Here is a 23,236-nt window from a genome sequence, read left to right on the forward strand (position 1 = left end):
AAAATGCCTGTGTGCCTTGCAGAAAACGCATTGCGCAACGTTACTGAGAACAACTACCATTTGCATCAGGAGTCGCATTTGCGCATGGAGTTCCCGCGCCGCCCCTTTTTTCAATCGGCCGCGCGCCGCCCAGGAACCCATCATGACCACTCCAGCACGACTCCGCGTGCCTTTTCGCCCGACGCTACTGGCCCTGTTTTGCTCCTTGTCCCTGACGGCCCATGCCGCAACGCCCGAAACAACCGAGGCCCAGGGAACACCGCTGGTGCTGGGCGACGTCAATGTCAGCGCCCAGGCCCCGGCACCGTCCGACCTGCCCCCGGTCTACGCCGGTGGTCAGGTCGCACGCGGCGGTCAACTGGGTATCCTGGGCAACCAGGACATCATGGACGTTCCGTTCACCATGACGTCCTACACCGAAGAGTTGATCCGCGACCAGCAGGCCGAAACCGTCGGCGACGTGCTGCTCAACGATTCCTCGGTGCGTCAGGCTTCCGGTTTTTCCAACCAGGCCCAGACCTTCATGATTCGCGGCCTGCCCCTGAACGGCGATGATATTTCCTTCAACGGCCTGTACGGTATTCTGCCGCGGCAGATCATTTCCACCGATGCCCTGGAGCGTGTGGAAGTGTTCAAGGGGCCGAGCGCCTTCATCAACGGTGTCACCCCGACCGGTTCCGGCATCGGTGGCGGCGTCAACCTGCAACCCAAGCGCGCCAGTGACATGCCGCTGCGACGGTTCACCACGGACATCAGCGACGACGGGCGCATTGGCGAACACCTGGACATCGGTCAGCGCTTTGGCGAGGACAACCGATTCGGTGCCCGCCTGAACCTGTCCCAACGTGAAGGCGACACCGCCATCGACGACGAGAACCAGCGCTCCAAACTGTTCGCCCTGGGCCTCGACTACCGCGGCGATGCGCTGCGCCTGTCCGGCGATTTCGTCTATTCGAAGGAACGCGTCAACGGCGGCCGCAGCTCGGTCAACCTTGGCGACGCCACGCACATCCCGGATGCGCCCTCCGCCGACACCAACTACGCGCAGAAGTGGGGCTTCAGCGAGATCGAGGACACCTTCGGCATGCTGCGTGCCGAATACGACCTGAACGACAGCTGGACCGCCTACGCCGCCGGCGGCGCCAAACACACCCGCGAAGTCGGCAACTACGACTCCACCACCCTGGTGGGCAACGATGGCAGCTCGGTGACCAGCGGTTCGTTCATTCCCCACGAAGAAGACAACACCAGCGCCATGGCCGGCCTCAATGGCCGTTTCGCCACGGGTCCGGTGACCCATAAACTGAACTTCGGCCTGGCCGGGATCTGGACCCAACAGCGCAACGCCTTCGATTTCGATCAGACCCAATACCCGAACAACATCTACCACCCGATTGACGTTCCGGCGCCAGCGGGCGGCTTCTCCGGCGGTGACCTGGGCGATCCGGGCATCACCGGCAAAACCTTCATGCGCAGCGCCGCCGTGTCCGACACCCTGGGCTTTATCGATGACCGCCTGCTGGTCACCCTGGGCGTACGCCGTCAACAGCTGGTCGTTCAAGGCTACGACTACGACACGCAAAACCGCACGTCCAACTACGACAAGTCGATCACGACGCCGGTGTACGGCATCGTGTTCAAGCCGTGGGACCACGTGTCCTTCTACGCCAACCGCATCGAGGGCCTGGCCAAGGGCCCGACGGCTCCGACGACCTCCGGCTCCAGGGTCGTGGTCAACGGCAATGAAGTGTTTGCACCGTCGCGTTCCAAACAGGTTGAAGCCGGGGTCAAAGTCGACATGGGCACCTATGGTGCGACCCTCGGTGTGTATCGCATCGAACAACCGGCTGACGGCTACACCCAAGTCATCGACGACACCACCGCCGTGTTCATTCATGACGGTGAACAGATCAACAAGGGCGTGGAACTCAATGTCTTCGGCGAACCCATCGACGGCCTGCGCCTGCTCAGCGGCGTGACCGTGATGGACACCGAACTGAAGAACACCCAGGACGGCCTCAACGATGGCAACCGGGCCATCGGCGTGCCGAGCTTCCAGTTCAATGCCAGTGTCGATTGGGACGTGCCGGGTGTGCCGGGCGTAGCCCTGAACGGACGCATGTTGCGCACCGGCGGCCAATACGCCGACGCGGCGAACAACCTCAGCCTGCCGGCCTGGAACCGCTTCGATGCCGGCGCCCGCTACGCGTTCAGGGTCCAGGAAAAAGACGTGACCGTACGCCTGGGGGTGGAAAACGTCGCCAACAAGAGCTACTGGGAATCGGCCCAGGGGGGTTACCTGACCCAGGGCGAACCGCGCTCGGCGAAGTTGTCGGGCACCATCGACTTCTGATTGAGGTGACCCCTGCCCTGTATTTGTAGGAGCGAGCCTGCTCGCGATGGACGTTAACGATAACGCGTACTCTCAGGATTAACGCGGCGCTCTTTCGTTCATCGCGAGCGAGTTCGCTCCTACAGCGGACCGAGTGCCCGTATCTGTACCTGTGGGAGCGAGCTTGCTCGCGATGGACGTTAACGATAATGCGTACCTTCAGGATTAACGCGGCGCTCTTTCGTTCATCGCGAGCAGGCTCGCTCCTACAGGGGACCGAGTGCCCGTATCTGTACCTGTGGGAGCGAGCTTGCTCGCGATGGACGTTAACGATAATGCGTACTCTCAGGATTAACGCGGCGCTCTTTCGTTCATCGCGAGCAGGCTCGCTCCTACAGGGGGCCGGGTCGTCCATACTTGTTCTACCCAGCGAGGAGGATGAGTTCATGCACAGAAGCGATGTGTTGATCATCGGCGCCGGCCCGACCGGGCTGGTCCTGGCGTTGTGGCTGAGCAAACTGGGCGTGCGCGTGCGCATTATCGACAAGGCCTCGGCCCCTGGCACCACGTCCCGGGCGCTGGCTGTCCAGGCGCGGACGCTGGAACTGTATCGACAACTCGGGCTGGCCGACGCGGTTGTGCAATACGGCCATCGGGTGGCGGCCGCCAACTTCTGGGTCAAGGGTGAACCCGTGGCGCACTTGCCACTGACCCAGGTCGGCGAAGGACTGACACCCTACGCGTTCCTGGAAATTTTCCCGCAGGACGAGCACGAGCGGCTGCTGATCGAGCGCCTGCAAGCCTTCGGCATCTCGGTGGAACGCAACACCGAACTGGCCAGCTTCGAGCAAACCGCCGACGGCATCACGGCCACGCTGCATCTGCCCGACGGCCAGCAGGAAATCTGTCAGGCCTGTTTCCTGGCCGGGTGCGACGGCGCCCGGTCGATTGTGCGCAAGACCCTGGATACCGGGTTTCCCGGCGGTACTTACCAGCAGATTTTCTACGTCGCCGACGTCCAGGGCAGCGGCCCGACATTCAACGGTGAACTGCACGTGGACCTCGACGAGGCGGACTTCCTTGCCGTGTTCCCGCTGGCGGGCAGTGGCCGCGCACGCTTGATCGGCACCGTACGCGACGAGCGCGCCGACCACGCCGAGACCCTGTGCTTCGAAGACGTCAGCAGCCGGGCCATCGAGCATATGAAGGTGCAGATCGAGCAACTGAACTGGTTCTCGACCTACCGCGTGCATCACCGGGTGGCGGATCACTTTCGCAATGGCCGGGCGTTTTTGCTCGGCGATGCGGCCCACGTGCACAGCCCGGCGGGCGGCCAGGGCATGAACACCGGGATTGGCGATGCCATCAACCTGGCCTGGAAGCTGGCGGCCGTGCTGAGCGGCGGTGCCGAGGCCAGGCTGCTCGACACCTATGAAACCGAGCGCATCGCCTTCGCCCGCAAACTGGTGGCGACCACTGACCGGGTCTTCACGTTCGTCACCGCCGACGGGCCGATGGCCGATTTGCTGCGTACGCGCCTGGCGCCGTTCCTGATCCCGAAAATAACTTCGTTTGAAACCTCCCGCCAATTCCTGTTTCGCACGGTGTCGCAGATCACCCTGAATTATCGGGGCATGCCTTTGAGCACAGGCGTTGCCGGGCACGTGCATGGCGGTGATCGCCTGCCCTGGGCCCATGACGGTGAGGGGGACAACTTTGAATCGCTCAAATGCATGACCTGGCAGGTGCATGTCTACGGCGACACCAGCGACGAAATGATCGCCTGGTGCCACGAGCACCGTCTGCCGTTGCATGTGTTCGACTGGCGTCCGGCGTTCGAAGCGGCGGGCCTGGGGCGCAACGGCTTTTATCTGTTGCGGCCCGATACCTATGTAGCGATTGCCGAGACGTGCGCGGACCCGAAAGTGATCGAACGGTACTTCCGTGATCACGGGATCCGCTCGTTTTTTGGCACGCCCTGATTCAACACAGATCAAAATGTGGGAGCGGGCTTGCTCGCGAATGCAGTGTGTCAGTCAATACATCTGTCACTGACACTCCGCATTCGCGAGCAAGCCCGCTCCCACAGGGGGGAATGTGTCGGGTTTCAGATCCCGGCCAACGCCAGATCCATCGCAAAGTACGTAAAGATCAGGTCGGCCCCGGCACGCTTGATCGCCCCCAGGCTCTCGCGCACCACGCGGTCTTCATCAATGGCCCCGGCCTGGGCGGCAAACTTGATCATCGCGTACTCACCGCTCACCTGATACGCCGACAGCGGCAGGCGCGAGGCTTCGCGGATGTCGCGGATGACGTCCAGGTAGGCACCGGCCGGCTTGACCATCAACGCATCGGCGCCTTCCTGTTCGTCGAGCAGCGACTCGCGCACCGCTTCGCGGCGGTTCATCGGGTTCATCTGGTAGCTTTTGCGGTCGCCCTTGAGCGCACTGCCGCCCGCCTCGCGGAACGGACCATAGAGCGCCGAGGCGAACTTGGTCGAATAGGCCATGATCGCCGTCTGGGTAAACCCGGCGTCATCGAGGGCCCGACGGATCGCCTGGACCTGCCCGTCCATGGCCGCCGACGGGGCGATCACGTCGGCACCGGCTCGGGCCGCCGCGACGGCTTGCCTGCCGAGGTTGATCAGGGTCTGGTCGTTGTCGACTTCATGGTTGTGCAGCACGCCGCAATGGCCGTGGTCGGTGTATTCGCAAAAACAGGTGTCGGACATCACGATCATTTCCGGCACCGCGTCCTTGGCGATGCGCGACATGCGCGAAACCAGGCCGTCGTCGCGCCAGGTGTCGCTGCCGCTGCTGTCCAGATGATGGGACACACCGAAGGTCATCACCGACTTGATCCCGGCGCGGGCATAGCGCTCGATCTCGCCGGCCAGCTTCGACTCGGGAATGCGCATCACGCCGGGCATGCTTTTGATCGGCACGAAGTCGTCGATTTCTTCTTCGATGAAAATCGGCAGCACCAGGTCGTTCAGGCTGAACTCGGTCTCCTGGAACAGGCTGCGCAGGCTCGCATTGCGGCGCAGACGGCGTGGGCGTGCTTCGGGGAACTGGCTGGACATGGGGATTCCTGGATATCAGAGGACAGAATGTGGGAGCGGGCTTGCTCGCGAAGACGTAGTGTCAGACGGCATAGATATTGACTGACCCACCGCTTTCGCGAGCAAGTCGGACCGCCGCACCGCCGCTCCCACAGGTTATGCGGTGTATCAGCTGGCGATTGGGCTTGGAATCTGCAACCCGCGTACCACCGCCGGCCGTGCCAGGAAGCGCTCCAGCACCCGTGTGACGTTCGGGAAGTTCTGAATGCCCACCAGATCGCCGGCTTCGTAGAAACCGATCAGGTTGCGCACCCACGGGAAGGTGGCGATGTCGGCGATGGTGTAGCGCTCGCCCATGATCCAGTCGCGCCCTTCGAGCCGGCCGTCGAGCACCTTGAGCAGGCGTTTGCTCTCCTCGACATAGCGATCACGGGGACGCTTGTCTTCGTAGTCCTTGCCGGCGAACTTGTTGAAGAACCCGAGCTGGCCGAACATCGGACCAATGCCGCCCATCTGGAACATCAGCCATTGAATCGTTTCGTAGCGTGCGGCCGATTCCTGGGCCAGCAGTTGCCCGCTCTTGTCGGCCAGGTAGATCAGGATCGCTCCCGACTCGAACAGCGCCAGCGGCTGGTCGTCCGGACCGTGGGGGTCGAGGATCGCCGGGATTTTGTTGTTGGGGTTCAACGACAGGAATTCCGGGGACATCTGGTCATTGGTGTCGAAGCCTACCCGGTGAGGTTCATACGGCAGGCCGATCTCTTCGAGCATGATCGAGACCTTGACGCCGTTGGGGGTCGGCAAGGAGTACAGCTGAATCCACTCCGGGTATTGGGCAGGCCATTTGCGGGTGATGGGGAAGGCGGACAAATCGGTCATGGGCAGGATCCACGAAGACAGTGAGAGTGACGATCATAATGGAGATATCGGCTCAGCGATCCCCTGGATCCATCAATCTCGCTGATAGAGGAGATCAAAAGAGATCACGACGGTTTCACCCCCATCAGGTGTAACCTGTCCATAAATCCGCAACATCCTGTCGATAACCTTCACTGCAATCCGCCAAAGGTTACCGGTACATTGCTGCGCTCTTGGCCGGAATCGAACCAAATGGGTTCAGGGGACTCTGAGCACCACCCCTTTGAAAACGGACCGGCTTCAACGACATGGAAAACACCCGACGCTGGAAAGTCGTGGTGTAAAGGTTTGTCAGCCTTAACCGAATTGCGCTGAAGAACCTTTTATTCATGAATCTGTTCAATATTGCCAAACGTTTTAAACATCGCGCCTACCTGCTGTTGCCCGTCTTGCTGGCGGTCAGCGCGGTGTTCCTGTTGCTGGAATCCGGCCTGAGTCGCGCCCAACCGATGGACGGCACCCAGACGCTGGTCTTCCTGCGCCACGGGGAAAAACCCGACGGCGGCCTCGGCCAGCTCAATTGCCAGGGGCTGAACCGCGCCATCGACCTGTCCACGTTGCTGCCGGAAAAGTTCGGCAAGGCCGACTACGTGTTTGCGGCGAACCCGACCCGTAACGTCGAGGAAGGCGAGTTCGACAACTCCTACAGCTACATCCGTCCCCTGATGACCATCAGCCCCAGCGCCATCAAGCTGGGCCTGCCGGTGAACATCAATTTCTCCGCCAATGACACCAGCGACCTGGCCGATGAATTGCTTCACGACAAGTATCACAACTCGGTCATCTACACCGCCTGGTCGCACGGCTACCTGCCGGAGTTGATCAACAAGGTGGCCGGCGACGCCACCGGCAAGAAAACGACCATCACCGATGACTGGGAATCCAGCGACTACGACTCGCTGTATGTGCTCACCCTGACCTGGCACAACGGCAAGGCCAGTTTGCAGAGCCATGTGTACAAGCAAGGTCTGGATAATGGTGCCGAAACCTGCCCGACTTGAGGCATGCGTTGTCTGAGCTGGCCCCTTCGCGAGCAGGCTCGCTCCCACAGGGTTCAGTGTAGGAGCGAGCCTGCTCGCGAAGGGGCTGGCACAAGCTACATCACCCTCGCTGGCTGCCCCGCTCGCGCAAATACTCGAGAACCGCCCCCCGCTCCCCGGCAAACTCGATCCGCGCACCTTTCTTCTCCCGCTGGAACGCGTACATCGGATCGTAATACTCGCTCAGCAACCCTTCGATCCAGCCCCGGTGCAGATCCACCGCGCCACTGCGGGCCTGCTCCGCCAGCGCCTCTTCCATCAAAACCAGCATGCGCCGATGACGTTCGCCGCCCAGGCGCTTCTGCACATTGTTCAGGCTCTCCAGCAACCGTTCGGAAAACAGTGCGAAGCCGTCTTCGCCATGCACGTCGATGAATTCGGCGCACAGATCCACCACGTAATCGCGCAGGATCCGCTCGACCCGACCTTCCAGGCTGTCTTCCAGCCAGACCATCGGGAACTGCTGCATGCCCTGGTACAGCGGCAACGGCAACGCGCAACTGCCCACTGCACGACTTTCGTCTTCCAATACGAGCTGCTCGATACCCCGGGCGCGTTTTTTCAGCACATCCACGGCCAGACGGTTTTCGAAGTCGATGTTCGAAGGCTGGCCAGTGGCACGCTTGCCGAAACTGGAGCCGCGGTGGTTGGCATGACCTTCAAGGTCCACGCTGTTGCCCAGTTGCATGAGCACCTCGGTTTTGCCGGTACCGGTCATCCCGCCCAGCAGGACGAAGTCGCACTGGGCAACCGCTTGATCGAGGGTGTCCAGCAGGAAGGTACGCATGGCCTTGTAGCCGCCGCCCACCCGTGGATAGTCGATGCCGGCCTCGTCCTTGAGCCATTGCTGGACAATCTGCGAGCGCAGGCCGCCGCGAAAGCAATACAGCAGGCCGTCCGGATGCGCCCGGGCAAAGTCGGCCCAGGCCTGGATGCGTTCGGCCTTGACCGCGCCCGATACCAGTTGATGCCCGAGCACGATGGCCGCCTGCTGGCCGTGCTGCTTGTAGCACGTACCGACCCGCTGGCGTTCATGGTCATTCATCAACGGCAGGTTGATCACACCGGGAAACGAACCCTTGTTGAATTCGACCGGCGCGCGCGCGTCCATCATGGGCCGGTCGTTGAGGAAGATGTCGCGGTAATCGGTGCAGTCGACGAACATCAAAACACCTCGACTGCGTTGCCCTGTCGCTCGACCAGTTCACCGATCGGTTCCAGACTCAGTCCCAGTTCGGCGGCCACCGCAAGAAACTGCTCGTTGCCTTGCGGCGTTACGGCGATCAGCAGACCGCCGCTGGTCTGCGGGTCGCAGAGCACACGTTTGTGCAGCTCCTGAAGGCGTCCGAGCTTGCTGGCGTAGCTGTCGAAATTGCGCAGCGTACCGCCCGGTACGCAGCCCTGTTCGAGGTAATACTCGACACCCGGCAGACGCGGAACCCGGTCATATTCAATGCGCGCCGTGAGCTGGCTGCCGTCGGCCATTTCCACCAGGTGCCCGAGCAGGCCGAAACCGGTGACGTCGGTCATTGCGGTCACGCCATCGAGCTTGCCGAAACGGCTGCCGGGCTTGTTCAGGGTGCACATCCAGTCCCGGGCAAGGCCGATGTCGGCATGGCGCAACTTGCCCTTTTTCTCGGCCGTCGTAAGGATGCCGATGCCCAGGGGCTTGGTGAGATAGAGCAGGCAACCGGCGGTGGCGGTGTCGTTGCGCTTCATGTGGCGCTTTTCCACCAGACCGGTGACGGCCAGGCCAAAGATCGGCTCGGGTGCGTCGATGGAGTGTCCGCCTGCCAGCGGGATGCCCGCTGCGTCACACACCGAACGCCCACCGCGGATCACTTCCCGGGCAATTTCCGGCGCCAGCACGTTCACCGGCCAACCCAGGATCGCAATCGCCATCAAGGGATCGCCACCCATGGCGTAGATGTCGCTGATGGCGTTGGTGGCGGCAATTCGGCCGAAATCGAAGGGATCGTCGACGATCGGCATGAAAAAGTCGGTGGTCGAGACCACACCGCGTTCTTCATCGATGGCATACACCGCCGCGTCGTCACGCGAGGCGTTGCCGACCCAGAGTTTCGGGTCGAGATTCTGCGCCCCGCTGCCGGCCAGGATCACTTCCAGCACCTGGGGGGAAATTTTGCAACCGCATCCGGCGCCGTGACTGTATTGGGTCAGGCGAATCGGCTCGCTCATAGGGTCACCTCTTGGAGTCTAGGTAACTAATCCTACAGCAAACGAGCCTTTTTCTTTGCAGGAGATGCGGTGGTGGGTACTGCCCCCCCTGTGGGAGCGAGCCTGCTCGCGAAAGCGGTGTGCCAGTCGCATCATTGCTGGATGTGCCACCGTCTTCGCGAGCAGGCTCGCTCCCACATTGATCGCAGTCAAGGTAGTAAAATCACCTTGTCACCGCTGCCTTGATTCACTTCGGCATAGCGTTCCAGTCCTTCAGCCAATGGTGACTCGAACAGTCCCTGCGGCAACGGCAGCAAGTCCTGATCAAAGAACCGGCCGAACTGCTCAAGCATCGCCGCACAGGCCTGCACGCCGTACAGCAGCGAGTTGATCCCCACGACAGAGCCACCCTTGCGATACAACGCCAGGGCCGGCAGTTGCACGTGACCGTCCACGGGCGCGGCGATGATCGCAATGCGGCCGAACGCGGCCAGGGCTGGCACCGAGGCCGGCAGCCAGAATCCGGTGGTGTCGAAAATCACCTCGGCACCGCCGGCATAGACCGCGTTGACCTGGGCTGCGAGATCCTCGGGCTTATCCAGTTGCAGGGTTTGATAGCCCTGATCCTGCAAGTCCTTGACCTGCTCCGGACGCCGCGCGGCCGCCAGTACCCGGGCTCCACGCACCTTGGCCAAGGCCAGCGCGGCACTGCCGACCGCCCCGCCACCGATGACCAGCAACCGGGTTTGGGCGGTGACCAGGCTGCGTTCCAGCGCATCCCACGCCGTGGTGTACGGCACACCGAGGCTGGCAGCCTGGGCGAAACTCAGGTGCGTGGGTTTGAGCGCCACGCCATTGGCCGGCAGCTTGACGAACTGGGCATGGGAACCGTCGGCGAAAAAGCCCAGTTCGCGGCCCGTGCCCCAGACTTCCTGACCGATCAGCGCCTGCGGGCCGGCCACGACCACCCCGGCAAAATCCCGACCGGGAATCCGCGGCAAGGTGGTGTAGGGAAAACGTCCCAGCACGTTCTTTACATCGCTGGGGTTGAGGCCTGCGGCCTTGATCTCGACCAGCACTTCATCGGCGCCGGGAACAGGCGTAGGCACCTCCACGTAGCGCAGGGCCGAGAGATCACCGGTTTTATCGAATTGCAGAGCTTTCATGGGCGTATCCATCGAGTCGAAATGGGTTCAGGAGATCCAGCCAGCCACCAGCTCGCGACCCATCGGCCAGAGCTTTTCGCCGGCGAGCATGCCGAGCAGGCCCACCAGCGCGATGGCCGGGGGTGCGGGGGAACGAAAATCCAGGGCGCCGTAGAGCAGACCGACACCCAGGCCGATAGCCAGTGACAGGAGGTAGTTCATGGCAGATTCCGCAGCAATCGAGGTATGCGCCAAGTCTAGAGGGCGACACCTTTGAGCATCGGCCAAGTGCTTCTGAATGTCGGCCAAAGCATGGCCTCGGCGAATTCAGTCCTGGCGTTGCGCCACAGGAAACTGCGAAGGGGCAACCCCCAGTTCACGACGAAACATGTCACTGAAGCTGCTCGGCGAATAGCCCAGCTCCCGGGCAATCGTGCTGACCGCAACGCCCTGGATCAACCCGGCCACCGCCGTCGCCAGTTGCACCTGACGCCGCCACTCGGCGAAGCCCATGCCCAGACCGTCCTTGAACAGCCGCGCCAGGGTACGCACGCTGGCACCGGCGTTATCCGCATGTTGTTCGAAAGGAATATCCAGTGAAGGCGAGGCCATGACCGCCTGACACACATTCATCAATCGCCGGTCGGAATCGTCCGGCAGCGGGATTTTCAGCAGTGAGCGCCTGGCCCGTTTGAGTTCCAGCAGCGCCAGGCCCACCAACGCGTCGTAGTACTCAGGCGCTCCGTCACTACCCTGCTCCACCAGGCCGACGATCAGCTCGCGCAGCAAACCGCCGACTTCGATGACTTGCACACTGTCATCCAGGGTCGCTGCCAGGGACGGCCGCAGGTAGATATTGCGCATTTGCAGGTCGGACACCACGCGAATCCCGTGGGGCACGCCCGGCGGCAACCACACCGCCCGCTGCGGCGGCACCACCAGCGCCTCATGCGGCGTCTCGACCCACATCACCCCGCTCATCGCATACAGCAACTGGCCCCAGACGTGCTCATGAGGCTCGATGTACAACCCGCGCGGATAGGTGCGAGCCAGCGGTTGCACCGGCACATCGGTGTCACTCAGGTCAGGCGGTGCGGCGAGGGCCATGGTCTATGTTCATTGGGGTTCGGGAGGATTCCATGGTAACGGGGAGCCGAACTTGTCGCCAACAACCAGCGGCATCCGACAATCCGAGTGAATTTTCCTGAGGGCACGCGATCCTTTTATGTACAACAGGGAGGAATCGGGGCTTTATGAACAGTGCAAAATTATTCGTCATCGAGTACACACTCCATGGCACTCCGAAATCATTCATTATCCGACTGGAAAAAATGGATAACGCAGAAGCCTGGCATTGGGCGAGCTGTGACGCGGGTGTGGGGCGAATTCCCCGGTTTGGACGCGAGAAGGTGCAAAAGACCAGCAAGCCGATGGCTGAAAAGTTCGGCGTGGAAAACGTCAAGTGGCGACCGGCGAACTGATCACTGGCAACCGTCAGGTCCGGGGGAAGCGATATGAGTGCAACATCCGTCAACAGCCCTGCGCAGCTGGACTATGGCCTGGACACGGAGTTCGGCCACATCACCAGAAGCGCCGAGTGCCGGATCGGACTGGAAGCGGTCGAAAATGACCCGTTCTGCTTCGCCGTACGCGTCCCGGCGCCACTGCCGGAAGATCTGGAGCAAGCCAGGACCCTGGTGCTGTGGGTCGAAGGGCGGCGCTTGCAGGGCACCGTTCGCCACAGCGAACGCCTGGAGGATGACAGCCTCAGGCTGGAAGTGGAGCCGGACTAGGCTCCACTGTTCATAGCGTGTCGCGAATGCCGTCAGCCATGGGAGCACTTGCAGCCTTTATGAGCGCACTCCTCGCCGTGCTCATGGTGCTTGGCGCAGGCTTCACAGCAGTAATGCTTGCCGTGACGGGCAATCGGATGTTCACCGAGTTTGCAGGAACATTTCGGACAATCGCAGATACTTTCACGGTCAATCATGGGTCTGACTCCTCTCGTGTGGTCGCCAGTGCTCAGATGCACACCGTAAGTGTAGGAGCTGCCGCAGGCTGCGATCTTTTGTGGCGAGGGAGCTTGCTCCCGCTTGAGTGCGGAGCGCTCACCGTTTTTGGGGGGCCGCTGCGCAGCCCAGCGCGAGCAAGCTCGCTCGCCACAAAAGCTTTAATCAGATACGGAACTGCCCGACCAAGCTGCCCAGGCGCTGACCGAGCTCGGCCAGGCTGCGCGAAGTCTGCGCGCCGAGCTGGGTTTCATCGGCGACGTTGTCCACCGCCACGGCAATCTGATGCACGCTGCGGTTGATCTCTTCGGCCACGGCGGTCTGTTCTTCAGCGGCGCTGGCGATCTGCGCGTTCATCGAATTGATGGTCGCGATCAACTGGGCCATGGTGTCCAGCGAAGCCCCCGCCTCGTTGGCCTGGGCCGAGGTACCGTCGCCCGCCTCGCTGGAGCGACGCATCGCCTCCACCGCCGACTGGGTGCCGGCCTGCAGGCGGTCGATCATGCCCTGGATTTCCTGGGTGCTGATTTGCGTACGGCTGGCCAGCGCCCGCACTTCATCGGCCACCACCGCAAAACCGCGCCCGGCCTCGCCGGCACGGGCGGCCTCGATGGCCGCGTTGAGCGCCAGCAGGTTGGTCTGATCGGCAATCGAGCGGATCACCCCCAGCACGCTGACAATCGATGACACGTCTTTTTGCAGGCTGTCGAGGGACACGCCGCTGCTGCGGATGTCGTCCACCAGCGCATGGATCTTCTCGATGCTGCCGGCCACCACCCGCTTGGCCGCCTGGCCTTCTTCATCCGTCTGTTGGGCTGCCACCGCAGCGTTCTGCGCGCTCTTGGCCACTTCCTGGGCCGCCGCCGACATTTCGTTGATCGCCGTGGCCACCTGATCGGTCTCATGGCGCTGCCGCTCCATGGCCTGATCCGAGCGATTGGCCTGGTCGGACACCTGATTCACCAGTCCGGTCAGTTGCGAGGTCATTTCGGTGATCTGGCGCACCAGGCCATGGATCTTGTCGACAAAGCGGTTGAACGAGCCGGCCAGTTCGCCCAGTTCATCCTGGCTGGTGATGGTCAGGCGGCGGGTCAGATCGCCCTCGCCCGCCGCGATGTCGTCGAGGTTGGCTTTCATCAAATGCAGCGGACGCAGAATGGTGTTGGCCAGCAACATCCCGGCAGCGGCGATCACCAGCAACACCACGACCGCCACGCCGACGATGCTCAGCACCATGCCTTGCATGCGCTCCTGGACCTTGTCCTGGACCACCGCCACTTGTGCTTCGATGCCGTCGAGGTTGACCGAGGTGCCGACCGCCATGTCCCACTTGGGCAGGTATTCGGTGTAGCCGAGCTTGGGCACCAGCACCTGGGTGTTGCCGGGCAATGGCGAGCTGTATTGCAGGTAGTGCGTACCGTCCTTGGCGACTTTCACCAGGTCGCGGTTGACGTAGACACCGTTCGGGTCGCGATTGTCCTTGAAGCTCTGGCCTACGCCTTCGGGGCTGTTGGCCTTGAACAGGCGCACGGTGTTGGAGTCGTAGCCGAAGAAGTAACCGTCCTTGCCATAGGTGATGCTCGACAGCAGCTTGATCACCTGGGCCCGCGCCGCCTCGTCGCCGGGGGTGGCCGCGTCATACAGCGGTTTGATCGTGGTCATGGCCACGGCCACGTAGCTTTGCAAGGTCGCCTTGGCATCGCCGAGCAGGCGTTCGCGGGTCTGCTCGACTTCCTTGCGGGCCTGCTCCTGAAGAATGAACAGCGTGGTCAGGCTAATGACCAGCGCAAACAGCAGCACCGGGAGGACGGCAAGGGACAGGACTTTGGCCTTGAGGCTCATGCGCATGGCGTTCACTCTTTTGTTTTTGTTGGCGTGGTTAAAAGCTTTAACGGCATGCCAGGTCAAAAGTTGAACGCGGTCATCAAGTCCGCAGAAGATCCCTGTGGGAGCGAGCTTGCTCGCGATTGCGGTGTGTCAGCCACGTGGATGCTGACTGTTTCACCGCCATCGCGAGCAAGCTCGCTCCCACATTTTGATCCAGGGTGATCAGAAGGGAATTGGTTACAGCACCATCGCCGCCACCCAGCCAAACGCCAGCAGCGGCAGGTTGTAGTGCAGGAAGGTCGGGACCACGGTGTCCCAGATGTGATGGTGCTGGCCGTCGATGTTCAGGCCGGAGGTCGGGCCGAGGGTCGAGTCCGAGGCCGGCGAACCGGCATCGCCCAGGGCACCGGCCGTGCCGACGATGCACACGATCGCCAACGGGCTGAAGCCCAGTTGCACGCACAGCGGCACGAAGATCGCCGCCAGAATCGGCACGGTGGAGAACGACGAGCCGATGCCCATGGTCACCAGCAACCCCACCAGCAACATCAGCAAGGCGCCAATGGCTTTGCTGTGATCGATGTACGACGCCGACGACTCGACCAGCGTCTGCACTTCACCGGTGGCCTTCATCACTTCGGCAAAGCCCGAGGCGGCGATCATGATGAAACCGATCATCGCCATCATTTTCATGCCTTCGGTGAACAGGTCATCGGTGTCGCGCCATTTGACGATGCCCGACACCGAGAAAATCAGGAAGCCGACCAATGCACCGATAATCATCGAATCGAGCAACAACTGAATGATGAACGCCGCGGCGATGGCCACGCCGGCCACCATCAGGCTCAGCGGGTTGTATTGCACCGCCACTTGCTCGACTTGCTCGATTTTCGCCAGGTCGTAGATCCGCTTCTTGCGGTAGCTGACAAACGCGATCAGCAGGCCCGCCACCATGCCCAGCGCCGGAATGCCCATGGCGTGGGTCACGTTGATGCCGCTGATGTCCACACCGCTGCGGGCGACGTTGGCCAGCAGGATCTCATTGAGGAAGATATTGCCGAAGCCCACCGGCAGAAACATGTAGGGCGTGATCAGGCCGAAGGTCATGACACAGGCGATCAGTCGACGGTCCAGTTGCAGCTTGGTCAGCACATAAAGCAGCGGCGGCACCAGCAACGGAATGAACGCGATATGGATCGGCAGGATGTTCTGCGAGGCGATGGCCACGACCCAGAGCAGGCCAATCAGCAGCCATTTGACCTGGCCACCGCCGCTGGCGTGCTGGCGATCGACCATCGCCAGCGCCTTGTCGGCCAGCGCATGGGCCATGCCGGATTTGGCAATGGCCACGGCAAAAGCACCGAGCAAGGCGTAGGACAACGCCACCGTCGCCCCGCCACCCAGGCCGCTGTTGAAAGCCTTGAGCGTCGCCTCGATGCCCAGGCCACCGGTCAGACCACCTACCAGCGCACCGACGATCAGGGCGATCACCACATGCACGCGGGACAGGCTGAGCACCAGCATGATGCCGACCGCGGCAATGACTGCATTCATTTCGTAACCTCGTGACAAACGGAAAGAGTCCGGCCGGCAGTCTGCGTGAGCCGCCAGCGGATAACAGGAATGGGTTTTATTAGAGGGCGCGCACTTTGCCGGACGGCTGCCGCCTTGTCAAAGCCCACACAATCCCGTGTAGGAGCTGCCGCAGGCTGCGATCTTTTGATCTTTGGCGTCTTTGCCGACGTTGAAGATCAAAAGATCGCAGCCTGCGGCAGCTCCTACAGGGGGGAGACGAAATTCAAGGGACGGCATAAAGAAAGCCGGATCGCGGCCGCTACAGTGCAAAGTCTCAGATATTTATCGAATAAGGACGCCTCCATGTCGCTCAGACAACTTTCCATTCAATGGAAAATCACCCTGCTGGCCGGGCTGTGCCTGGCAGGCATCGTGACCCTGCTGGTGGGTCTTTCGCTGTACCGCATGGAGCACAGCTCCGAGCTGGTGAAAGCCTCGAGCATGGAGATGCTGACCGAATCGGCCCAGGCCCGGATCGAGTCCCAGGGCGAGAACCAGGCACTGGGGATTCGCCAGCAGTTCATGGACGCCTATCAGTACGGTCACGGTTTCTCCCGGCAGGTGCTGTTTTTGCGCGAGCAGGCCGAAAAGCGCTTCCTCGATGCCTTCGACCTGCGCGAAGACCTGACCCGCCAGGTCAAGTCGGCCCTGCAGGCCAATCCGGACCTGCTCGGCCTGTCCCTGGTGTTCGAACCCAACGGGCTGGACGGCAAGGACGACCTGTTCGCCGGCCAGGCGGAACTGGGCAGCAACGACAAGGGCCGTTTCGCCCTCTACTGGTCGCAGCCGACGCCGGGCAAGTTGACGTCCATGGCGCTGCCGGAAAAGGACATGGCCGACACCAGCACCGGCCCCAGCGGCGAAGCGGCCAACGCCTGGTTCACCTGCCCGCGCACCACGCTCAAGCCGTGCGTGATCGAACCCTACTTCTATGAGATCGACGGCCAGAACGTGCTGATGACCAGCATCGTTTTCCCGTTGCTGGTCAACGGCAAGGTGATCGCCTCGCTGTCGGTGGACATCAACCTCAACAGCCTGCAAGCGGTCAGCCTGGGAGCCAGCAAGAAACTCTACGACGGCCAGACCAGTGTCAGCATCATCAGCCCGGCGGGCCTGCTCGCCGGCTACAGCCCGGACGCCAGCAAACTCAGCCAGCGCCTGGATGCCGTGGACAAGGCCAGCGGTACCGAACTGCTGCGCATGCTGGCCGCCAGCAGCAAAACCGCCAGCCTGCACAGCCATCAGCAATTGAAAGTGCTGGCACCCTTCCAGCCGATTCCCGGCGGCAAATCCTGGGGCGTACTGCTCGACGTGCCGGAGAAAGTCCTGGTCGGCCCCGCCGAAACCCTGAAAAAGCAACTGGACGACAGCAACACCGCCGGCACACTGGTCGAGCTCGGCCTGGGCGTGCTCGCCGCGCTGCTGGGCCTGGTGCTGGTGTGGCTGATGGCCCGCAGCGTGACCAGACCGATCCTCGGCGTGGCGCATATGCTCGAAGACATCGCCAGCGGCGAAGGTGACCTGACCCGCCGCCTGGCCTACGACAAAAAGGACGAGCTGGGCCAGTTGGCCGGCTGGTTCAACCGCTTCCTCGACAAGCTGCAACCGATCATTGCCGAAGTGAAACGCTCGGTGCAGGACGCCCGCAGCACGGCGGACCAGTCGTCCGCCATCGCCACCCAGACCAGCGCCGGCATGGAGCAGCAGTACCGCCAGGTGGATCAGGTCGCGACCGCCTCCCACGAGATGAGCGCCACCGCCCAGGACGTCGCCCGCAGCGCCGCGCAAGCGGCACACGCCGCCCGCGATGCCGATCAGGCGACCCGTCAGGGCCTGACCGTGATCGACCGCACCACCGCCAGCATCGACAACCTCGCCGCCGACATGAGCGCGGCCATGGTTCAGGTCGAAGGCCTGGCCGCCAACAGCGAGAAGATCGGCACGGTGCTGGAAGTGATCCGCGCGATTGCCGAGCAGACCAACCTGCTGGCCCTCAACGCGGCGATCGAAGCGGCCCGTGCCGGTGAGGCCGGGCGCGGTTTTGCCGTGGTCGCCGATGAAGTGCGCAACCTGGCACGGCGTACCCAGGAGTCTGTGGAGGAAACCCGTCTGGTGATCGAACAACTGCAAAGCGGCACCCAGGAAGTGGTGGGTTCGATGAACAACAGCCATCGCCAGGCCCAGGGCAGTGTCGAGCAGGTTGGCCAGGCCGTGACCGCACTGCGCCAGATCGGCGACGCGGTGACCGTGATCAACGACATGAACATGCAGATCGCCAGCGCCGCCGAAGAGCAAAGCGCGGTGGCCGAGGAGATCAACAACAACGTGGCGACCATTCGCGACGTGACCGAGTCGCTGTCGGGCCAGGCCAATGAGTCGGCACGGGTCAGCCAGTCGCTCAACAGCCTGGCGAACCAGCAGCAGAGTCTGATGGACCAGTTCCGCGTTTAAGCCTTGTTGGTCGAACAAAATACCTGTGGGAGCGAGCTTGCTCGCGATGGCGGTGGGTCAGACAACATTTTTGTTGATTGACACTCCGCCATCGCGAGCAAGCTCGCTCCCACATTTTTTCTGCGCGCTGCTCAATGAAATGGTGGCAAGTGGATATCTGCCGCAAGCCGATTATGCTTCATGGAACCTTGCAGCTTTTTCTGGCGTCAACTTGAATGCAAGCCACGTAATCCGATGACTTCAGCCCCAGGGCCTGGGTACGGCAAGTGTTGGTGAGAACTCCGGCCTACAACAAGAGCACGACGGAGAATACTCATGGCAGCAATCGACAATACAACCACGGGCAGCGCGCCCAACCACGGGATCACCAAGGAGGAGCGCAAGGTCATCTTCGCGTCGTCCCTGGGCACCGTGTTCGAATGGTATGACTTCTACCTGTACGGCTCCCTCGCGGCGATTATCGCCAAGCACTTCTTCGCCGGCGTCAACGAAACGACTTCCTTCATCTTCGCCCTGCTCGCCTTCGCCGCCGGCTTCGCCGTCCGGCCGTTCGGCGCCATTGTGTTCGGCCGCTTGGGCGACATGATCGGACGCAAGCACACCTTCCTCATCACCATCGTGATCATGGGTGTCTCGACGGCCGTGGTGGGCTTGCTGCCCGGCTACTCGAGCATAGGCGTGGCTGCGCCGATCATCCTGATCAGCCTGCGCTTGCTGCAGGGCCTGGCGCTGGGCGGCGAGTACGGCGGCGCAGCCACCTACGTGGCCGAACATGCGCCCAAGGGCAAGCGCGGCTATTTCACCTCGTGGATTCAGACGACAGCCACCCTTGGCCTGTTTCTTTCACTGCTGGTGATCCTCGCCTGCCGTACCGCGCTGGGCACGGAAGCCTTCGAAGCCTGGGGCTGGCGGATTCCGTTCCTGCTTTCGATCCTGTTGTTGATTATCTCGGTGTACATCCGCCTGCAACTGAGCGAGTCACCGGTGTTCATGAAAATGAAGGCTGAAGGCAAGGCGTCCAAGGCACCGCTGACCGAATCCTTCGCCCGCTGGGACAACCTCAAGATCGTGATCATGGCCCTGCTCGGTGGCACCGCCGGCCAGGCCGTTGTCTGGTACACCGGGCAATTCTATGCGCTGTTTTTCCTGCTGCAGACGCTGAAGATCGACCCGCAGACCGCCAACTTGCTGATTGCCGGCTCGCTGCTGATCGGCACACCGTTCTTCGTCCTGTTCGGCAGCCTGTCCGACCGCATCGGCCGCAAGGGCATCATCATGGCCGGCTGCATCATCGCCGCACTGACTTACTTCCCGATCTTCCATGCGTTGACCCAATACGGTAACCCCGACGTGTTCGTTGCCCAGGAGAAGAACCCGGTCACGGTCATCGCCAATCCCGACCAGTGCTCGTTCCAGTTCGACCCGGTAGGCAAGGCCAAATTCACCAGCTCCTGCGACCTGGCCAAGACAGTGCTGGCCAAACGGGCCATCCCCTACAAGAACGTCAACGCCGAGCCGGGCGCCGTTGCGCAGGTGCGCATCGGCGAGAAAGTGATCGAGAGCTTCGAGGGCACCGGCATGCCGGCCGCCGACTTCAAGGCCAAAAACGATGCCTTTACCGCCAATCTCGCCACCGCCCTCAAGGACGCCGGTTACCCCGAGAAGGCCGACCCGGCCAAGACCAACTACCCGATGGTGCTGTTGCTCCTGACGATCCTGGTGATCTACGTGACCATGGTCTACGGGCCGATCGCCGCCTGGCTGGTGGAACTGTTCCCGGCGCGCATCCGCTACACCTCGATGTCGCTGCCCTATCACATCGGCAATGGCTGGTTCGGCGGCTTCCTGCCGACAGTGGCGTTCGCCATGGTGGCGGCCACGGGGGATATCTATTACGGGCTGTGGTATCCGATCGTCATCGCGGTGATGACGGCCGTGCTGGGCATTTTCTTCATGCCGGAAACCAAGGATCGGGAGATTCATCACACCTGAAACTGACACCCCACAATCCCTGTGGGAGCGGGCTTGCTCGCGAAGACGGCAGCACATTCACTATCAATGTGACTGGCAGGCCGCTTTCGCGAGCAGGCTCGCTCCCACAGGGTTCCCGGTTTGGCTTCAAGTGTGTCTGGGTAATTCGATGACAACCTTCAACCCGCCCCACTCGCTTTCCAGCAACGACAGTGTCCCGCCCCAGCTATCGACGATGTCGCGCACGATGCCAAGTCCCAGGCCATGCCCATGGGTTTGTTCATCCAGCCGCGTTCCCCGGCTGAACACCTGATCGCGACGCTCTTCGGGAATGCCCGGCCCGTCATCTTCCACCCTGAGTTCAAACCCGTTCGCCAACTCGGCGACACTCACGCGAACCTCGGCATCCGCCCATTTGCAGGCGTTATCCAGCAGGTTGCCCAACAGTTCCAGCAGGTCTTCACGATCCCATGGCAGTTGCAGACCGGCCGGAGCGCGGTAGCTCAGCGCCAGGTGTTCGCCATGGATCATGTTCAGGGTTGCCAGCAATCCGGGGAGTTCGGCATCGCAATCAAACAGCGCGCCCGGCAGCGCATCACCGGATAACCGCGCACGATTGAGTTCCCGATTGAGCCGTTGCTCGACCTGTTGCAGTTGTTCCTTGAGGGTCTTGCGCAGTTGCGGGTGCGCCTCAAGCTGCTCGCTCGAGGCCAGGCTCAACAGCACCGCCAGCGGTGTTTTCAACGCGTGGCCGAGGTTGCCCAGGGCATTGCGTGAGCGCTTGAGGCTGTCCTCGGTGTGGGCCAGCAAGTGGTTGATCTGCGCCACCAGTGGCTCCAGCTCCAGCGGTACCTGATCATCGAGTTGCGAGCGCTGGCCCTGTTGCAATTGCGCGATCTGCTCGCGGGCCTGTTCCAGCGGACGCAAGGCGCGGCGCACGGTAATCCGTTGCAGCAACAGAATCAGCAGCAGCCCGGTCAAACCCAGGCCCAACCCGAGCTGTTGCACGCGCCGGAAGCTTTCGCGTATCGGTGTGTAATCCTCGGCGACGCTGATGGAGATCGGCAACCCCAGACGTCGATAGTCCGTACGCAGCACCAGCAACTGTTGCCCTTCCGGCCCCAGTTGCAGATCGTCGTGCAGGCCGGGGTGATCGAGCGCCGGCAGCTCCTGATCCCATAATGAACGGGAACGCCAATGGCCGTCGGTGAAATCGATGCGGAAATAATGCCCGGAAAACGGCCGCTGATAGGCCGGCGACAGACTTCGTTCATCCAGTTGCAAGCCTTGCGGCCCGCGCACCAGCGCCGCCAGCAGGCTCTCGCTGTCATTGCGCAACCCGGCTTCGAGGTAGCGCTGCAAACCCATTTCGAACAGCCACAGGCTGGTTTGCGCCAGCACCAGGCCAACGACCACCATCACGCTGATCAGGCCCAGGCTCAAGCGACGCTGGATCGATCTCACCGGGCTTGCCCGCCGAACAGGTAGCCCTGGCCACGCCGGGTTTCGATCACGCTTTTGCCGAGCTTGCGGCGCAAATGGTTGACGTGGACCTCCAGCACATTGGAATCGCGCTCGGTTTCACCGTCGTAGAGGTGTTCGGCGAGGTGGCTTTTGGAGAGGATCTGCTCGGGGTGCAGCATGAAATAACGCAACAGACGAAACTCCGCGGCGGTCAGCTGAATGTCCGCACCGTCGCGGACAACGCACTGGCGACCTTCGTCCAGGTGCAGCCCGGCGGCCTGGAGCGTCGGCTGGTTGACCTGGCCATGGGAGCGGCGCAGCAACGCCTGGATGCGCAGAAACAACTCTTCGGGATGAAAGGGTTTGGTCAGGTAATCGTCGGCGCCGGCCTTGAGGCCTTCGATGCGTTCGGCCCAGGAATCCCGGGCCGTGAGGATCAGCACCGGCGTGGCCAGCCCCGTCGCGCGCCATTGCGCCAGCACCTCTAGCCCCGGCACGCCCGGCAAGCCGAGATCGAGGATGATCAGGTCGTAAGGTTCAGTGCCGCCCTGATGCACCGCGTCGCGACCGTCGGCCAGCCAGTCCACCGCATAACCCTGGCGGTTGAGACCGGCCAGCAGTTCGTCGGCCAGGGGCACATGGTCTTCCACCAGAAGCAAACGCATGGATCAGTCTTCCTTGTCTTTCAATAATCGGCCGTCAGTCGCATCGATGTGCAGCTCACGGACCACGCCTTCGGGCGTCAGCAATTCGACATCATAAAGGTAGATGTCGTGCTTCTCTTCGAGTTCGGCTTCCAGCAGTTTTGCACCGGGGTAGCGATCCATCGCTTGCTGCAACAGCTGCTCCAGCGGCAGGATCACGCCCTGTTGACGCAGGCGCAGGGCTTCATCCTGATCCAGGTCGCGGGCCATCACTGCCGAGCAAAATGCCAGAAGCAGCAGCGCCATCCTGCGTGCGAAACATCGATTGAGTAGAAACACCTTCATTACGAATCCTGATGATCCTTGAGTCACTGCCAGCTGACCGGGTCTAATGCGAGTGGTGTGAGCTTCTCGAGAGCCTCAATGGTACCAGCGTTGCGTCGGGGGGCCAGGCGAGCCACCTTAACCTGCTGAACTTAATTGAAACTGAATGGCCATCATTGCTGACACCGCCCCCCTGTAGGAGCGAGCCTGCTCGCGATGGACCTTGGAACGCCGCGGGGTGTCAGGTTACCAGCGTAATCGTTGACGACCATCGCGAGCAGGCTCGCTCCTACAGGG

At 62.0% G+C, this 23,236-nt stretch carries 19 protein-coding genes and 2 pseudogenes; 8 read left to right on the plus strand and 13 right to left on the minus strand.

What is annotated here, in order from left to right:
• Positions 1-142: 142 nt before the first annotated feature.
• Together AC3WJW_RS00125 and AC3WJW_RS00130 are read left to right on the plus strand one after the other, a co-directional pair.
• Positions 143-2,353 carry a TonB-dependent receptor gene (locus AC3WJW_RS00125; protein WP_493724714.1) on the plus strand — a complete coding sequence of 737 codons (2,211 nt, stop codon included), beginning with the start codon at positions 143-145 and terminating at the stop codon, positions 2,351-2,353.
• 425 nt (positions 2,354-2,778) lie between these two features.
• Positions 2,779-4,314, plus strand: coding sequence for an FAD-dependent oxidoreductase (locus AC3WJW_RS00130; protein WP_493724715.1), 1,536 nt, complete (start codon positions 2,779-2,781; stop codon positions 4,312-4,314).
• Between the two features lie 125 nt (positions 4,315-4,439).
• Here the strand turns inward: AC3WJW_RS00130 and hemB are convergent, their stop codons facing one another.
• Together hemB and AC3WJW_RS00140 are read right to left on the minus strand one after the other, a co-directional pair.
• A complete protein-coding gene (gene hemB / locus AC3WJW_RS00135; protein WP_493724716.1) occupies positions 4,440-5,414 on the minus strand; it encodes a porphobilinogen synthase in 975 nt (324 codons plus the stop codon).
• A gap of 147 nt (positions 5,415-5,561) precedes the next feature.
• Positions 5,562-6,272: a glutathione S-transferase family protein gene (locus tag AC3WJW_RS00140; protein WP_493724717.1), complete on the minus strand. Its 711-nt coding sequence runs from the start codon at positions 6,270-6,272 to the stop codon at positions 5,562-5,564.
• Between the two features lie 368 nt (positions 6,273-6,640).
• On the opposite strand from AC3WJW_RS00140, the gene AC3WJW_RS00145 reads away from it, so the two are divergent.
• Positions 6,641-7,312, plus strand: a complete 672-nt coding sequence (locus tag AC3WJW_RS00145) for a histidine phosphatase family protein (protein ID WP_493724718.1) — start codon at positions 6,641-6,643, stop codon at positions 7,310-7,312.
• Positions 7,313-7,412: 100 nt separating this feature from the next.
• Here the strand turns inward: AC3WJW_RS00145 and mnmH are convergent, their stop codons facing one another.
• From mnmH to AC3WJW_RS00170, 5 genes are all read right to left on the minus strand, one after another.
• Positions 7,413-8,516, minus strand: coding sequence for a tRNA 2-selenouridine(34) synthase MnmH (mnmH, locus tag AC3WJW_RS00150; protein WP_493724719.1), 1,104 nt, complete (start codon positions 8,514-8,516; stop codon positions 7,413-7,415).
• Entirely contained in the window at positions 8,516-9,550 is a 1,035-nt protein-coding gene (selD, locus tag AC3WJW_RS00155; protein WP_015094213.1) for a selenide, water dikinase SelD, read from the minus strand. The genes mnmH and selD overlap by 1 nt, the downstream gene beginning before the upstream one ends.
• Before the next feature lie 188 nt (positions 9,551-9,738).
• Complete coding sequence (locus AC3WJW_RS00160; protein ID WP_493724720.1) at positions 9,739-10,695, minus strand: quinone oxidoreductase family protein; 957 nt, start codon at positions 10,693-10,695, stop codon at positions 9,739-9,741.
• A 27-nt stretch (positions 10,696-10,722) separates the two neighbouring features.
• Positions 10,723-10,896: a DUF1427 family protein gene (locus tag AC3WJW_RS00165; RefSeq protein ID WP_007971979.1), complete on the minus strand. Its 174-nt coding sequence runs from the start codon at positions 10,894-10,896 to the stop codon at positions 10,723-10,725.
• A gap of 105 nt (positions 10,897-11,001) precedes the next feature.
• On the minus strand, positions 11,002-11,781 hold the full coding sequence (locus AC3WJW_RS00170) for an AraC family transcriptional regulator (RefSeq protein ID WP_493724721.1): 780 nt from the start codon (positions 11,779-11,781) through the stop codon (positions 11,002-11,004).
• Positions 11,782-11,927: 146 nt separating this feature from the next.
• Between AC3WJW_RS00170 and AC3WJW_RS00175 the strand changes: the two genes are divergently transcribed.
• Complete coding sequence (locus AC3WJW_RS00175) at positions 11,928-12,155, plus strand: DUF6555 family protein (RefSeq protein WP_007971981.1); 228 nt, start codon at positions 11,928-11,930, stop codon at positions 12,153-12,155.
• A gap of 33 nt (positions 12,156-12,188) precedes the next feature.
• Entirely contained in the window at positions 12,189-12,467 is a 279-nt protein-coding gene (locus AC3WJW_RS00180) for a hypothetical protein (RefSeq protein ID WP_493724722.1), read from the plus strand.
• 32 nt (positions 12,468-12,499) lie between these two features.
• On the opposite strand, the gene AC3WJW_RS00185 is transcribed toward AC3WJW_RS00180, so the two are convergent.
• The 3 genes from AC3WJW_RS00185 to AC3WJW_RS00195 all read right to left on the minus strand — a co-directional run bounded on the left by AC3WJW_RS00185 (position 12,500) and on the right by AC3WJW_RS00195 (position 16,064).
• Positions 12,500-12,664, minus strand: coding sequence for a metallothionein (locus tag AC3WJW_RS00185; protein WP_015094211.1), 165 nt, complete (start codon positions 12,662-12,664; stop codon positions 12,500-12,502).
• 184 nt (positions 12,665-12,848) lie between these two features.
• Positions 12,849-14,531 carry a methyl-accepting chemotaxis protein CtpM gene (gene ctpM / locus AC3WJW_RS00190; RefSeq protein WP_493724723.1) on the minus strand — a complete coding sequence of 561 codons (1,683 nt, stop codon included), beginning with the start codon at positions 14,529-14,531 and terminating at the stop codon, positions 12,849-12,851.
• A 216-nt stretch (positions 14,532-14,747) separates the two neighbouring features.
• The gene (locus AC3WJW_RS00195; protein ID WP_493724724.1) at positions 14,748-16,064 is read right to left on the minus strand and encodes a Na+/H+ antiporter family protein; all 1,317 of its coding nucleotides are present in this window, start codon (positions 16,062-16,064) and stop codon (positions 14,748-14,750) included.
• 543 nt (positions 16,065-16,607) lie between these two features.
• Here AC3WJW_RS00195 and AC3WJW_RS00200 point away from each other — a divergent pair.
• From AC3WJW_RS00200 to AC3WJW_RS00210, 3 genes and pseudogenes are all read left to right on the plus strand, one after another.
• Positions 16,608-17,678: pseudogene (locus AC3WJW_RS00200) on the plus strand (methyl-accepting chemotaxis protein); the annotation flags it as partial.
• Between the two features lie 264 nt (positions 17,679-17,942).
• Positions 17,943-18,536, plus strand: a pseudogene (locus AC3WJW_RS00205) (methyl-accepting chemotaxis protein); the annotation flags it as partial.
• Positions 18,537-18,851: 315 nt separating this feature from the next.
• A complete protein-coding gene (locus AC3WJW_RS00210; RefSeq protein ID WP_493724725.1) occupies positions 18,852-20,528 on the plus strand; it encodes an MFS transporter in 1,677 nt (558 codons plus the stop codon).
• A gap of 126 nt (positions 20,529-20,654) precedes the next feature.
• On the opposite strand, the gene AC3WJW_RS00215 is transcribed toward AC3WJW_RS00210, so the two are convergent.
• The 3 genes from AC3WJW_RS00215 to AC3WJW_RS00225 are packed head-to-tail and all read right to left on the minus strand — an operon-like array spanning position 20,655 to position 22,960.
• Positions 20,655-21,971, minus strand: coding sequence for a sensor histidine kinase (locus AC3WJW_RS00215; protein WP_493724726.1), 1,317 nt, complete (start codon positions 21,969-21,971; stop codon positions 20,655-20,657).
• Complete coding sequence (locus tag AC3WJW_RS00220) at positions 21,968-22,636, minus strand: response regulator transcription factor (RefSeq protein WP_493724727.1); 669 nt, start codon at positions 22,634-22,636, stop codon at positions 21,968-21,970. Before AC3WJW_RS00220 ends, AC3WJW_RS00215 begins: the two co-directional genes overlap by 4 nt.
• A 3-nt stretch (positions 22,637-22,639) precedes the next feature.
• Positions 22,640-22,960 (minus strand): PepSY domain-containing protein, encoded by a 321-nt coding sequence (locus AC3WJW_RS00225; RefSeq protein ID WP_104447942.1) that lies wholly within the window; start codon positions 22,958-22,960, stop codon positions 22,640-22,642.
• Between the last annotated feature and the right edge of the window lie 276 nt (positions 22,961-23,236).

The organism is Pseudomonas sp. GW821-FHT07G06, from assembly GCF_058986625.1.